The following is a 12,558-nucleotide window of genomic DNA, read 5'->3' as shown; positions in this document are numbered from 1 at the left end:
GCATCAAGAAGGGCATATCTTTTACTCATCGCATTCACTTGGCGCTTGGGCTGCGACTTTCAACTGTAGGGGCATTGATTGATGACACGCCCTAGAAACAAAAATGCCTCCAGCGCTTTCTGCGCAAGCGCCATAAGCTATCAAAGTAATAGCGTTGCAGCACTTGGGCGGCGACACCCTTGCCCCGAACGCCAATTCGCGTAGAGTGCAGGAACCCACCGTCAGGAGGCACCGGCATGGAGTTCAAGGACTACTACCAGATTCTCGGCGTCGCCCGCAGCGCCAGCGCCGACGACATCAAGAAGGCTTACCGCAAACTCGCCCGCAAATACCACCCGGATGTGAGCAAGGAGGCCAACGCGGCCCAGCACATGAGCGAGGTCAACGAAGCCAACGCCGTGCTCAGCGACCCCGAAAAGCGCGCCGCCTACGACAACCTGGCCGCACAGGCCGCAGCGCAGGCCACGCGCGGGGGCGGTGGCGATTTCCGGCCACCACCGGGCTGGGACACGGGCTTTGAGTTCTCCGACACGGGGGCAGGCTTTGCCGAAGAGGGCAGCGACTACAGCGCCTTTTTCGATCAGCTCTTTGGCCGCGCCGCCCGGGCCGCGCGCAGCCCGCACCCCGGCCAGCGCGCTGGGGGCGCGTCTGCTGGTGCAGGCCACCCCGGCGCCCAACGCGGCACCGACCACCACGCCAAAATCGCCCTTGACCTGCGTGATGCCTACTACGGCAGCGAACGCACCATCGACCTGCGCAGCGCGCACCTGGACGCCTCGGGCCATGTGGTGCAGGAAACACGCAGCTTGCAGGTGAAAATTCCCAAGGGCGTGCGCGAGGGGCAGTTGATCCGGCTGGTCGGCCAGGGCAGCCCGGGCACCGGGGGCGCACCGGCGGGCAACCTGTTTCTGGAGGTGCATTTCACGCCCGGCGGGCCTTGGCGCGCCGAGGGGCGCGATGTGTACCAGCGCCTGCTGCTGTCACCCTGGGAGGCAGCGCTGGGCGCCAGCGTGCTGGTGCCAACGCCCACCGGCGAGGTCGAGGTCACGGTGCCTGCGCACTCGCTGCCCGGGCGCAAGCTGCGCCTGAAGGGGCGGGGCATTCCGTCCACACCGCCGGGCGACCTGTTTCTGGAGCTGGACGTGGTGCAGCCCCCCGCCCACAGCGACAGCGCGCGCGCCGCTTACGCCGCCCTGGCCAAAGCCTTCCCGCACTTCAACCCGCGCCAGCCCGCGCCAGGAGCCTGAACATGCCCCACGCTTTTCACCTGCCCGTGCAACTGGGCGAACTGCTGGACGAGCACGCCCTCACCCTCGAAGAACTGGCCCAGGCCTGCCGCCGCGACCCCGCCTGGGTGAGCGCGCGCCTGCAAGCGGGCGTGATCGAAGCCCAAGGCCCCCGCGCTGGCGTGTATTACTTCACCAGCAGCACACTGGTGCGGGCGCGGCGCATTGCACACCTGGAAACCACTTTCGATGCCGACCCGCACCTGGCCGCACTCGCTGCCGATTTGATGGAAGAGGTGGCAGCACTGCGCCAGCGCCTGGCGCAGCTGGAGCCCCCCTCGGCGCAGGCCCACTGACCACCGCTGCACTGGTTTATTTATCAGACCAAAACAGGCCCTGAGGCCCACCGATAGGGCGCAAGCAGCTATTAAATTAATAGCATTTTGCAGGCCAGGTGACGCACACGGTGCAGCCCTGCCCGGGTGTGGCCGTGGCACTGGCCTGGCCGCCGTGGCGCTGGGCAATGGCGCGCACCACAGCCAGACCAGCGCCTACGCCGTCAAACTCGCTCTCGCGGTGCAGGCGCTGGAACACGCCAAACAGGCCCGCCGATTGCGCCGGGGCAAAACCGGCACCGTTGTCCTGCACGTGCAGCGTGACCTGACCGCCCGCACTGCCTTGGCTGTCTGGCGCGCCTGGGCTGCCTGCGCTGGCCAGATCGTCCTGCGTGCGTGCATCGCCTGCGCCGGTGGCATCGCTGGCGCCCGGGGGTTCCACGGCCAGCGTGATGGCGATGTGCGCCGGTTCGCGTCCGCGCGTGAACTTGAGCGCGTTGTCCAGCAGCTCGGTGAGCAGTTGGCGCAGCAGGGCGGCGTCGGCGTATACGGGGCGCTCGGCCAGCGTGAGCTGCCACTGCACGGCCCGCCCGGCAGCGCGGGGGGCCAACGTGTCCTGCACCTGGGCGATCAGGTCGGCCACCTCGGCGCGCGACAGCTGCTGCGGGTGCAGCGGCGCGCGGGCCACGCGCGACAGCGCCAGCAGCGCGTCCAGCATACGGCCCATGCGCCGGGCCGATTGCTCCATGGTGGCCAGAAACTCCAGCGCCTCTTGCAGCGCTTGGCCCGTGGGCAGGGCGCCGTCGGCCTCTTGCAGCACTTCGGTGACCAGCGGGCCGTAGGAGGTGATGTGGCGCAGCGGCGCGCGCAGGTCGTGCGAGACGGCGCGCAAAAACTCTTCGTGCGCGGCGGCCATGTCGGCCAGGCGCTGGTCACGCTCGGCCAGCTGGGCGCGCAGCTGGGCCAATTCCTGCGCCGGGTCTTCAGTGGGTTCCTGCACCGGGCCAGCCACGCTGGCGGGGGCGGCGCCCGGTGTGGCGTGGCAGCCAGCAGCAGGCGAAGGCGTGGGGGTCATATCGGTTCACCTCGGGTTTGGGGCAGATCAGGCATCACAGGCGGCACGTTGGCAGGCGGTGCCGTGCTGTGCCGCACCAGTCTGGGCCAGCACACGCAACGCCCAGCCGCTCAACTGCGGCCCGCCTTGGTCGGGCGCTGCCAGTTGGCAATGCTGGCTTGCTTGCCGCGCGCCACGCCCAGGGCGCCGGGGGACACGTCTTTGGTGATGGTGGAGCCGCCGCCCACGGTGGCCCCGGCGCCAATGGTCAAGGGTGCCACCAGTACGCAGTTGCTGCCCACGTGTACGTCGGCTTCGATCACGGTGCGGTGCTTGTTGGCGCCGTCGTAGTTGGCGGTGATGCTGCCCGCGCCGTAGTTGACGCGCTCGCCCACGGTGGCGTCGCCCAAATAGGCCAGGTGGTTGGCCTTGGCGCCATCGGCCAGGGTGCTGTTCTTGATCTCGACAAAGTTGCCGATATGCACGTCGCGGCCCAGCGCAGCGCCGGGGCGCAGGCGAGCAAAGGGGCCGATGAGCGCGCCCTCGCCCACGCTGGCGCCCAGGGTTTCGCCGTCGATGTGGGTGTAGGGATGGATGACGGTGCCCGCCGCAATGCGCGCGTTGGCAATGCAGCAGTGCGCGCCAATTTGCACGCCCTCGCCCAGCACCACCGGGCCGGTGAAGATGCAGCCCACGTCGATTTCCACATCCTGGCCGCACACGAGCTGGCCACGCGCGCCGCTGCGCACGTCATCGCGCAGGTCAAAACGGGCCGGGTCTGCCAGGCGCACGCCCTGCTCCATCAGCGCGCGGGCCTGGCGCAGTTGGTGGGCGCGCTCCACGGCGGCCAGTTGCAGCGGGCTGTTGATGCCTTCGACCTGCAAGGCGTCGGCAATGCAGTGGCCGACTACCGGCACGCCGCCCTGCACGGCCATGGCGACGATGTCGGTCAGGTAGTACTCGCGCTGGGCGTTGTCGTTGGTCAGGCGCGCCAGCCAGCCCGTCAGGTGCTGCGCGGGCACGGCCATGATGCCGCTGTAGACCTCGGTGATGGCGCGCTGGGCGTCGGTGGCATCTTTGTGCTCGACGATGCCCTGCACGGCGCCGCTGGCATCGCGCACGATGCGGCCATAGCCGGTGGGGTCGGGCAGCGTGACGGTGAGCAGCGCCAGCGCGCCGCCGGCCACGCCCTCGGACGCGGCCACCAGCGCGCGCAGGGTGTCCGGCTGGGTCAGTGGCACATCGCCCGAGAGCACCAGCACGGTGCCATCGCCCGCCAGCACGGGCACGGCCTGCTGCACGGCGTGGCCAGTGCCCAGCTGGGGCTCCTGGCGCACGAATTTCAGGTCGAATTGAGGGTCAAAAGTGGCTCCAGCGCCCGTGGGCTGGGCGCAAGCAGCTTCTACTTCGATAGCACCGTGGCCGGTGATGACCACCGCACTGCGCGGCTGCAGCTGCGCGCCGGTATCGAGCACATGCTGCAACAGGGGGCGCCCGGCCAGGCGGTGCAGCACTTTGGGGCGGCGGCTTTGCATGCGCGTGCCTTTGCCTGCGGCCATGATGAGGATATCCAGGGGTGCCATGGGGTTCTCGTCGGTGAAAGTGGGGTGGCGCGCGGGGGCGGTGCCCTGGCGCCGGTGGTGGGCGCGATTATCGGTGCGGCACGCCACTGGCCCGAGGCGGCAGCCGGGCGCGCAGCCGCTCCGGACAAACCCTCACGCAGCGCCCAGCCAGTGCCAACCCTTGACGCGGCGCAAACCTGTGCGTGAAAAGCCCTTCTACAACCATGGTTTGCAAAATCGGCGGGCGTGTGAAACGGCTTTTGGCACGACTTTTGCAGAAGCACACCAAAGGGGGTTTTGCGATGACATTCATGCCATGGACCAGCGCGCTGGAGCTGGGAATCGACGAGATCGACCAGCAACACCAGCGGCTGGTGGACCTGACCAACCAGCTGCACGACGAGCTGTCCCACGACCTGCCCCGGCGCGAGGCCATCGGCGATGTGCTGGAGGGGCTGGTGGACTACACGCACAACCACTTCATCGTCGAAGAGGTGATGTTCCAGCAGCACGACTACCCCGACACGCCCGCGCACAAAGCCCAGCACGACAGTTTTACCGGCAAGGCCATGGACTTGCTGATGCGCTTTGAGGACGGCGAGGAAGTGACCTTTGAGGCGCTGGACTTTCTCAAAGAATGGCTGGTACACCACATCTGCGAGGTAGACCGCTCGTACCTGCCGTTTCTGCGCGCCCAGAACGCGCTGCAAGCGCGCAGCGCAGCGCAGCCCCTGGCCGCCTGAGTGGCGCCGGTGCCGCAGCTTTACAGCACAGCGCCCGGCGCGTGGGGCCAGGGCCAGGCACGGTCGGCAGCTCAGGCCAGCGTCACCTTGGCAAACTTGCGCTTGCCCACCTGCACCACGTAGGTGCCTGCGGCCAGCTTCAGGCCCTTGTCGCTGACCACGCTGCCATCGACGCGCACGCCGCCACCGTCGATCAGGCGGTTGGCCTCGCTGCCCGAAGGCGCCAGGCCCGCCTGCTTGAGCAAGGCACCGATGCCCAGCGGCGCGCCAGACAACGCCACCTCAGGGATGTCATCGGGCACACCGCCCTTGCTGCGGTTGATGAAGTCCTGCTCCGCCGAATCCGCCGCCGACACGTTGTGAAAACGCGCCGTGATCTCTTTGGCCAGCGCCACCTTGGCATCTTTGGGATTGCGCCCGCCTGCCACCTCGGCCTTGAGCGCGGCAATCTCGGCCAGGCTCTTGAACGACAGCAGCGTGTACCAGTCCCACATCAGCGTGTCCGAGATGGACAGCACCTTGGCAAACATGGTGTTGGCGTCTTCGGTGATGCCGATGTAGTTGTTCTTGGACTTGGACATCTTCTCGACGCCATCCAGCCCCACCAGCAGTGGCATGGTGAGCACGCACTGCGGCTCCTGGCCGTATTCCTGCTGCAAATGGCGCCCCATCAGCAGGTTGAACTTCTGGTCGGTACCGCCCAGCTCCAGGTCAGACTTCAGGGCCACCGAGTCGTAGCCCTGCATCAGCGGGTACAAAAACTCATGCACCGCAATCGGACTGCCCGCTTTGAAGCGGTCGTGGAAATCGTTGCGCTCCATCATGCGCGCCACGGTGTAGCGCGAGGCCAGCTGGATCATGCCCGCCGCGCCCAGTGCGTTGCACCACTCGCTGTTGTAGCGGATCTCGGTGCGCTCGGGGTCGAGCACCAGGCTGGCCTGCTGGTAGTAGGTTTCGGCGTTGTGCTGGATTTGCTCGGGCGTCAGCGGCGGGCGCGTGTTGTTGCGCCCGGATGGGTCGCCAATCAGGCTGGTGAAGTCGCCAATCAGAAAAATCACCTGGTGGCCCAGGTCTTGCAACTGGCGCATTTTGTTCAGCACCACGGTGTGGCCGATGTGGATGTCGGGCGCCGTCGGGTCCAGCCCCAGCTTGATGCGCAGCGGCTGGCCGGTGGCTTCAGCGCGCGCCAGTTTCTTGGCCCACTCGTCTTTTGGCAGCAGCTCATCGACCCCGCGCAGCGAGATTTCAAGCGCTCGTCCTACACCATCGGATACCTGAAAAGATGTAACAACAGATTGATTCATAAGGGTTTCCTTGGATGTCCTGGTGGCAAGCTTCGCTATACTTCGCCCCACTTTGCAGTGGCGGATTCTAGTAGCCCGCTTTTTCGAACGACTCGAAACACTGTAGCCCGACAGTCTGTGCGCTCCGCCGCACCCGGCCCCTGCGCCGGGACTCTGCCCCGGACACACGCTCACCCTGGGAAGACATCTTGAACAACGGCTTGACCACCGCTAGCGCGGCTTTGCTTTCGCGGCTCTCCCACGGCATCCAGAAACACCCCAAGCGCGTTACCGCTGCACTGGCACTTTTGCTGCTCACGGGCGGCGGCGGTGCCTTTGCCGTGGCCTCGTTCGGCCCCGACCCGTCCGAGCTGCCTGTGCGCCTGGTCGAGCAACCGGTCGAATCCCTGGCCAGCGACGCCACCTTGGCTGAGCTGACCGACCGGCCTGGCTTCTCGCTGTACCGCTCTGACAACGTGCGCAGCAGCGACACCGCTGAATCTCTGCTGCGCCGCATGGGCGTGGCCGACCCCGCCGCCGCTGCCTTTCTGCGCCGCGACACCCACGCCCAGCAAAACCTGCTCGGTCGCACGGGCCGCCTGATCAAGGCCGAAACCACCGACGACCACCGCCTGCTGCGCCTGACAGCGCGCTGGGCACACGACGACAGCGGTGACTTCAAGCGCCTGGTGGTCGAAAAGTCAAACAGCGGCGAGTTCACCTCGCGCATCGAGACGGCGCCCCTGACCGTCTCCAGCCGCCTGGCCGGGGGCGTCATCCACAGCTCACTGTTCGCCGCCACCGATGCGTCCAACATCCCTGACGGCGTGGCCGTGCAGCTGGCAGAGTTGTTCTCGGGTGATATCGACTTTCGCCGTGCGCTGCGCAAAGGCGACCGCTTCTCGCTGGTCTATGAAACCCTGGAAGCCGATGGCGAGCCCCTGCGCAGTGGCCGCGTACTGAGCGCCGAGTTCCACAACCAGGGCAAATCGCACCAGGCCGTGTGGTTCCAGGAGCCCGGCACGACCAAAGGCGCCTACTACACGCTGGCGGGCCAAAGCCTGCGCCGCGCCTACCTCACCTCGCCCCTGGAGTTCTCGCGGGTGTCCAGCGGCTTTGCCATGCGCTTTCACCCCATCCACAAAACCTGGCGCGCCCACCTGGGCACCGACTTTGCCGCGCCCACGGGCACGGCCGTGCGCACCATCGGTGATGGCGTGGTCGAGTTTGCGGGCACGCAAAACGGCTTTGGCAATGTGGTGTTCGTCAAGCACCGCAACCAGCATGTCACCGTCTATGCCCACCTGAGCCGCATCGACGTGCGCCCCAACCAGGCCGTAGAGCAAGGCCAGACCATCGGTGCCGTGGGCGCCACCGGCTGGGCCACCGGCCCGCACCTGCACTTCGAGTTCCGCGTCAACGGGCAGCACCAAGACCCCATGCTCATCGCCAAGCAAAGCGAAGCGGCTGCACCGGTGTCTGCCGCTGCGCGCCCGGCATTCAACCGCCTGGCTGCCGTCATGCGCACACAGCTGGCATCGGCTGAGCTGATTGAGCAGGCCAGCGCCCAGTAAGCGCAACCGCAGGCGGGCGCCGCCCAGCGCGCCCGCTGCCCACGCCCGCCTGCGCGCCCCGGCAGCTTACTGTGTACCCACCTGCTGCCCCGCCCTACACCCCCCACCACTGCGCCCGCCCCATGCCCTCTGACCTGTATATCGGCCTGATGTCGGGCACCTCACTGGACGGGGTGGATGCAGTGCTGGTTGATTTTTCAGGGTCAAAATGCCTTGTAACGCACCACCAGTCTGCGCCACTAGCTCCTGAATTAAGAGCACAATTGTGGGCCCTAAACACCCCAGGCCCTGATGAACTGCACCGCAGCGCACTGGCGGCCAACGCATTGGCACGCACCTACGCCCAGGCCGTGCAGGCGCTGCTGGCCGACAGCGGCACCCCGGCCCAGGCCATCCGCGCGCTGGGCGCCCACGGGCAGACCGTGCGCCACCGCCCACAGGCCTTCGACGGCACCGGCTACACCCTGCAACTGAACAACCCCGCCCTGCTGGCCGAACTGACAGGCATCACCGTGGTGGCCGACTTTCGCAGCCGCGACGTGGCCGCAGGCGGGCAAGGCGCGCCGCTGGTGCCCGCGTTCCACCAACAGGTGTTCTGGCAACCGGGCCAGAGCGCGCTGGTGCTGAACATTGGCGGCATTGCCAACCTCAGCGTGCTGGGGGCAGACGGCAGCGTACTGGGCTTTGACTGCGGCCCCGGCAACGCACTGATGGATTACTGGTGCCAGCAGCACACCGGCCAGCCCTTCGACCGCGATGGCGCCTGGGCCGCCAGCGGCCAGGTGCTGCCCGAACTGCTGGCGCGGCTGCAAGCCGAGCCCTTTTTGCACCAGCCACCGCCCAAAAGCACGGGCCGCGACCTGTTCAACCCCGCTTGGCTGACAGCGCAATTGGCAGACATGGGCCACGCCGCGCCGCAAGACGTGCAAGCCACATTGACCGAATTGACCGCAAACGCTTGCGCATCCAGCGTGAGCAGCTACGGAAACAATAGCAAAACACTGGCCATATGTGGGGGTGGCGCCTTCAACCGGCACCTGATGCAGCGCTTGCAGGCCCTGCTGCCGGGCGTGGCCGTAGCACCCACCGATGCCCATGGCCTGCCAGCGCAGCAGGTCGAAGCCGCCGCTTTCGCCTGGCTGGCGCGCCAGACTTTGCTGGGCGCGCCAGGCAATCTGCAAAGCGTTACGGGCGCCCGTGGCGCCCGTGTGCTGGGGGCTATCTACCCCGCCTGAGGATCAGGAAAAGCTCGAACCGCAGCCGCAGGTGGTGGTGGCGTTGGGGTTCTTGATGACAAACTGCGCGCCTTGCAGGTCTTCTTTGTAATCGATCTCGGCGCCCACCAGGTACTGGTAGCTCATGGCATCGATCAGCAGCGAGACACCGTTTTTGGTCATGGTGGTGTCGTCTTCGTTGGTGATCTCATCGAAGGTGAAGCCATACTGAAAGCCCGAGCAGCCGCCGCCTTGCACAAACACGCGCAGCTTGAGGTCAGGGTTGCCTTCTTCGGCAATCAGGTCAGCCACCTTGGCCGCCGCGCTGTCGGTAAACAGGATGGGGGCGGGCATTTCGGTCTGGATGTTTTCGGCAACAGCGCTCATGGAGACTCCGGGATTTCTAGGGTTGGGCCAAATACTACTGAAAAATGGTCGGCCATTCAGGCCAGCGGCTTTTGCCGACAACCCCGGTAGGGGCATTGCCACCAACAACAAAGCCGCACCAGGCGTGAACCCGGGGCGGCTTGGTGGCAGGCAAAAAGCGGATTAACGCTTGGAGAACTGCTTGGCGCGGCGTGCAGAACGCAGACCGACCTTCTTACGTTCGACTTCACGCGCATCGCGCGTCACGAAGCCGGCTTGGCTCAGCACGGGCTTGAGCGTTGCATCGTAGTCAATCAGAGCGCGGGTGATACCGTGGCGGGCAGCGCCAGCCTGGCCGGATTCACCACCACCGTGCACGTTGATCATCACGTCGAAAGTTTCGACATGGTTGGTCAGTGCCAGAGGTTGCTTGGCGATCATGATCGAAGTTTCACGGCCAAAGTAGGACTGGATGTCCTTGCCGTTGATCGTGATCTTGCCAGAGCCTTTTTTCAGAAACACGCGGGCGACGCTGGACTTGCGACGGCCGGTGCCATTGTTCCATTCACCAATCATCTCAAGGCTCCTTACAGTTCCAGCACTTTGGGCTGTTGGGCGGTGTGGGGATGCTCAGCACCACCGTACACCTTGAGTTTCTTGATCATGGCGTAACCGAGCGGGCCCTTGGGCAGCATGCCCTTGACAGCCTTTTCGAGTGCGCGGCCAGGAAACTTGGCTTGCAGATCGCGGAAGTTGGTGGCTGTGATGCCGCCGGGATAGCCGGAGTGGCGGTAGTACACCTTGTCCAGGTTCTTGGTACCGGTGACCTTGAGCTTGGCGGCGTTGATGATGACGATGAAGTCACCGGTATCGACGTGAGGCGTATAAATGGCTTTGTGTTTGCCGCGCAGACGGAGGGCAACTTCGCTGGCTACCCGGCCGAGCACCTTATCGGTGGCGTCAATCACAAACCACTCGTGCACGACCTCAGCGGGTTTGGCGCTGAAAGTTTTCATGAGTTTTCTCTTTCGAGGGTTTGACCAGCCTGGAACAGGGGCTGGCGTCCTGGGGACTCTTTTCCACGGTCGGTGTTTCTCTAGGGTGGAAATCTCTTAGGTGGTACTTGCAGGCATTGCTGCCTGCCTTCGCCGCGGAGTCGCGCAAGCGCTGCGAAGCCCGCGATTATATAACGCCGCCTATTTTGGCGGGTGTTTTTCAGAACGCGCCTTTAGTTTTGCGGGTGCACTTCCAATGGCTCCATCTGCTTGCGGAATTCCACACACACCGGCAAGTTGGCATGGACAGGCTGGCGGCATTCGCTGCGCAGGCACATGCTGCGGGTCAGGGCGCTGCTGTCTTCGCACAAGCGGGCAGGCTGGGGGCGCGGACGCTCGGGTGCAGGCGCCGGGGTCGGTGCAGGCGCCTGCGGGGCGGGCGCAGGCACCGGCGCAGGGGGTACGACCGGTGCGCGGCGCGGTGCAGAGGCGCGCGGCAAGGCGTTGGAGACGGCGCGCGGATCGGTCTTGGGTACAAAGGCGGGGGTGGCTGGCGCAGCGTCGGATGCTGCCAACGCCATGGAGGCCGCAGGCTCGGTGGCTTCGGCCAAGGCATCGCCGTCGGGGGCAGCAGAAGCGGGCGCCAAGGCGCCACTGGCAGCGGGATCGGCCATTTCGGTCAGTATGTCCTCAACCGGCGCCACGGCGGCAGGCGCGCCGGTGCGACCACCCGACAGTGCCCAGACAGCGGCCAGCACCGCCAACGTGCCCCCCACCAACAGCCCCACGGCCAGCGTGCGCCCCGAACTCTTGGCCACACGGGCCTGCCCCCCGGCAGATGCAGCGCGGTGGTGCTCCAGACCACGCACCGGCCTGGCACTCTCCAGAACAGCGGCAGGGTCTTCAGGGGGCGACACTGGTACGTGGTGGCGTCCATCGTCCAGCAATACGGTGTCGCCTGCATCGACCAACACGGTATCCCCCGCATCGGCCGGTCGGCCACCGACGGCGCTGGAGCGTGGCGGCATCCCACCCGCATCCGGCACCGGCGCGGCGGCCCGCGCCGCAGCATGCGGCGGCAAGGCGGCAGAGGCCAGGTCCACCGTGGTCACGGCCAATCCGGGGCCAGGCTGGTCGGTGGGCTCCACCCAGATGTCACCCAGCTCGGCACGAAAATCAAAGTGTTCCAGCGCGGCGGGCGGCACCGTCATGGCCATGGCCTGCAAAAAGGCGTCGATGCTCTGGGGACGCTCTTCGGGGCGCAGCGCCAGCGCCTGCGCAATGGCGGCCACAAAGGCCCCTGAATACTCCTGGCCAAACTGGTCTTCGACGGTTTTTGCCACGCGCGCCAAGGGCACCATGCGGTCGCGGATGGAGCGCAGCGTGGAAGGCAGCGGCGCATCGTTGCACAGGCAGCCATAGACCACGGCCGCCAGCGAGTACAGATCGCTCCAGGGGCCTTGCGGCAGCTCGGCATCGCCGCTGGCGTATTGTTCAATGGGCGCGTAATTGACCTTGAGCACGGCAGTGTGCTTGCGGTCACGGTCGTTGATGGCATGGCGTGCAGCGCCCAGATCCAGCAGCACCGGCGGCCCCACGTCCTGCAAGAAAATGTTGTCAGGCGAGATGTCGCGGTGCAGCGTGTGGCCATCGTGCAAGGTGCGCAGGGCACCCAGCACCGACCACAGCACCTTGCGCAACCAGGCCTCTGACGGGGGCGCACGCATTTGGCTGCGCGCCTGTTTGAAGGTCATGCCGCTGTACAAGGGCATGACCATGTAGGCCGTGTGATTGGCCTCCCAGAAGCGAAACACCTTGACCAGGGAGGGGTGGTCAAACTGGGCCAGCAAGCGCGCCTCACCCACAAAGGACTTCAGACCGGCCTCAAACGCTGGCGCATCGGCTGGCGTTCGCACCGACAGCGCCAATCCATCGGCACGCCCCGCCAGGGCCGAGGGCATGTATTCCTTGATGGCCACCGCCCGGTGCAGGGAGTGGTCAAAAGCCTGGTACACCATGCCAAAACCACCCACGCCCAGCAACGCAACAATCTCAAACTCAGCCAGGTGCGTGCCTGCGGGCAAGGCGTCCACATGGCGCGCCGCAGACACGGGAGCGGAACGGGAACTATCAGTCATGGTGGCAAATACGTGACGGGTGGTAACAAGAAGAAAGGCGCCATCATCCACCATGCACACGCCAAAAC

The 12,558-nt window shown here is 66.0% G+C and carries 12 protein-coding genes; 5 read left to right on the top strand and 7 right to left on the bottom strand.

All coding sequences use genetic code 11. The features are described from left to right. Nucleotides 1–236 precede the first annotated feature (236 nt). Nucleotides 237–1,247, top strand: coding sequence for a DnaJ C-terminal domain-containing protein (locus tag EV674_RS11345; protein ID WP_119012641.1), 1,011 nt, complete (start codon nucleotides 237–239; stop codon nucleotides 1,245–1,247). Nucleotides 1,248–1,249: 2 nt separating this feature from the next. Beyond that, a complete protein-coding gene (locus EV674_RS11340; protein WP_119012642.1) occupies nucleotides 1,250–1,582 on the top strand; it encodes a chaperone modulator CbpM in 333 nt (110 codons plus the stop codon). A 76-nt stretch (nucleotides 1,583–1,658) separates the two neighbouring features. Here EV674_RS11340 and EV674_RS11335 read toward each other — a convergent pair whose 3' ends face one another. Then, nucleotides 1,659–2,636 carry a sensor histidine kinase gene (locus EV674_RS11335; protein WP_241524896.1) on the bottom strand — a complete coding sequence of 326 codons (978 nt, stop codon included), beginning with the start codon at nucleotides 2,634–2,636 and terminating at the stop codon, nucleotides 1,659–1,661. A gap of 110 nt (nucleotides 2,637–2,746) precedes the next feature. Continuing rightward, nucleotides 2,747–4,198, bottom strand: coding sequence for a bifunctional UDP-N-acetylglucosamine diphosphorylase/glucosamine-1-phosphate N-acetyltransferase GlmU (gene glmU / locus EV674_RS11330; protein WP_119012643.1), 1,452 nt, complete (start codon nucleotides 4,196–4,198; stop codon nucleotides 2,747–2,749). 290 nt (nucleotides 4,199–4,488) lie between these two features. On the opposite strand from glmU, the gene EV674_RS11325 reads away from it, so the two are divergent. Then, complete coding sequence (locus tag EV674_RS11325) at nucleotides 4,489–4,920, top strand: bacteriohemerythrin (protein ID WP_241524897.1); 432 nt, start codon at nucleotides 4,489–4,491, stop codon at nucleotides 4,918–4,920. 71 nt (nucleotides 4,921–4,991) lie between these two features. On the opposite strand, the gene tyrS is transcribed toward EV674_RS11325, so the two are convergent. Continuing rightward, complete coding sequence (gene tyrS, locus EV674_RS11320) at nucleotides 4,992–6,224, bottom strand: tyrosine--tRNA ligase (protein WP_119012644.1); 1,233 nt, start codon at nucleotides 6,222–6,224, stop codon at nucleotides 4,992–4,994. 188 nt (nucleotides 6,225–6,412) lie between these two features. Between tyrS and EV674_RS11315 the strand changes: the two genes are divergently transcribed. Then, nucleotides 6,413–7,777: a M23 family metallopeptidase gene (locus EV674_RS11315; RefSeq protein WP_119012645.1), complete on the top strand. Its 1,365-nt coding sequence runs from the start codon at nucleotides 6,413–6,415 to the stop codon at nucleotides 7,775–7,777. Between the two features lie 122 nt (nucleotides 7,778–7,899). Further along, nucleotides 7,900–9,012 carry an anhydro-N-acetylmuramic acid kinase gene (locus tag EV674_RS11310; RefSeq protein WP_119012646.1) on the top strand — a complete coding sequence of 371 codons (1,113 nt, stop codon included), beginning with the start codon at nucleotides 7,900–7,902 and terminating at the stop codon, nucleotides 9,010–9,012. 3 nt (nucleotides 9,013–9,015) lie between these two features. On the opposite strand, the gene erpA is transcribed toward EV674_RS11310, so the two are convergent. The 4 genes from erpA to EV674_RS11290 form a co-directional block, all read right to left on the bottom strand. Then, nucleotides 9,016–9,378, bottom strand: coding sequence for an iron-sulfur cluster insertion protein ErpA (gene erpA, locus EV674_RS11305; protein ID WP_119012647.1), 363 nt, complete (start codon nucleotides 9,376–9,378; stop codon nucleotides 9,016–9,018). Nucleotides 9,379–9,540: 162 nt separating this feature from the next. Beyond that, entirely contained in the window at nucleotides 9,541–9,933 is a 393-nt protein-coding gene (rpsI, locus tag EV674_RS11300) for a 30S ribosomal protein S9 (protein WP_119012648.1), read from the bottom strand. A gap of 11 nt (nucleotides 9,934–9,944) precedes the next feature. Further along, nucleotides 9,945–10,373, bottom strand: coding sequence for a 50S ribosomal protein L13 (rplM, locus tag EV674_RS11295; protein ID WP_119012649.1), 429 nt, complete (start codon nucleotides 10,371–10,373; stop codon nucleotides 9,945–9,947). 212 nt (nucleotides 10,374–10,585) lie between these two features. Beyond that, the gene (locus EV674_RS11290) at nucleotides 10,586–12,490 is read right to left on the bottom strand and encodes a serine/threonine protein kinase (RefSeq protein WP_119012650.1); all 1,905 of its coding nucleotides are present in this window, start codon (nucleotides 12,488–12,490) and stop codon (nucleotides 10,586–10,588) included. Nucleotides 12,491–12,558: the final 68 nt, after the last annotated feature.

The sequence above is a fragment of the Simplicispira metamorpha genome (assembly GCF_004341365.1).
GTDB classification, from domain to species: Bacteria; Pseudomonadota; Gammaproteobacteria; order Burkholderiales; family Burkholderiaceae_C; genus Simplicispira; species Simplicispira metamorpha.
The sequence above is the reverse complement of the archived record's forward strand: the minus strand, read 5'-3'. Positions and strand labels throughout refer to the sequence as shown.

Bases quoted from the DNA above. Each gene is read 5' to 3' on its own strand.
- rplM (WP_119012649.1), bottom strand. From the start codon at position 10,373: ATGAAAACTTTCAGCGCCAAACCCGCTGAGGTCGTGCACGAGTGGTTT.
- EV674_RS11290 (WP_119012650.1), bottom strand. From the start codon at position 12,490: ATGACTGATAGTTCCCGTTCCGCTCCCGTGTCTGCGGCGCGCCATGTG.
- glmU (WP_119012643.1), bottom strand. From the start codon at position 4,198: ATGGCACCCCTGGATATCCTCATCATGGCCGCAGGCAAAGGCACGCGC.
- erpA (WP_119012647.1), bottom strand. From the start codon at position 9,378: ATGAGCGCTGTTGCCGAAAACATCCAGACCGAAATGCCCGCCCCCATC.
- tyrS (WP_119012644.1), bottom strand. From the start codon at position 6,224: ATGAATCAATCTGTTGTTACATCTTTTCAGGTATCCGATGGTGTAGGA.
- EV674_RS11345 (WP_119012641.1), top strand. From the start codon at position 237: ATGGAGTTCAAGGACTACTACCAGATTCTCGGCGTCGCCCGCAGCGCC.
- rpsI (WP_119012648.1), bottom strand. From the start codon at position 9,933: ATGATTGGTGAATGGAACAATGGCACCGGCCGTCGCAAGTCCAGCGTC.
- EV674_RS11325 (WP_241524897.1), top strand. From the start codon at position 4,489: ATGCCATGGACCAGCGCGCTGGAGCTGGGAATCGACGAGATCGACCAG.
- EV674_RS11335 (WP_241524896.1), bottom strand. From the start codon at position 2,636: ATGACCCCCACGCCTTCGCCTGCTGCTGGCTGCCACGCCACACCGGGC.
- EV674_RS11340 (WP_119012642.1), top strand. From the start codon at position 1,250: ATGCCCCACGCTTTTCACCTGCCCGTGCAACTGGGCGAACTGCTGGAC.
- EV674_RS11310 (WP_119012646.1), top strand. From the start codon at position 7,900: ATGCCCTCTGACCTGTATATCGGCCTGATGTCGGGCACCTCACTGGAC.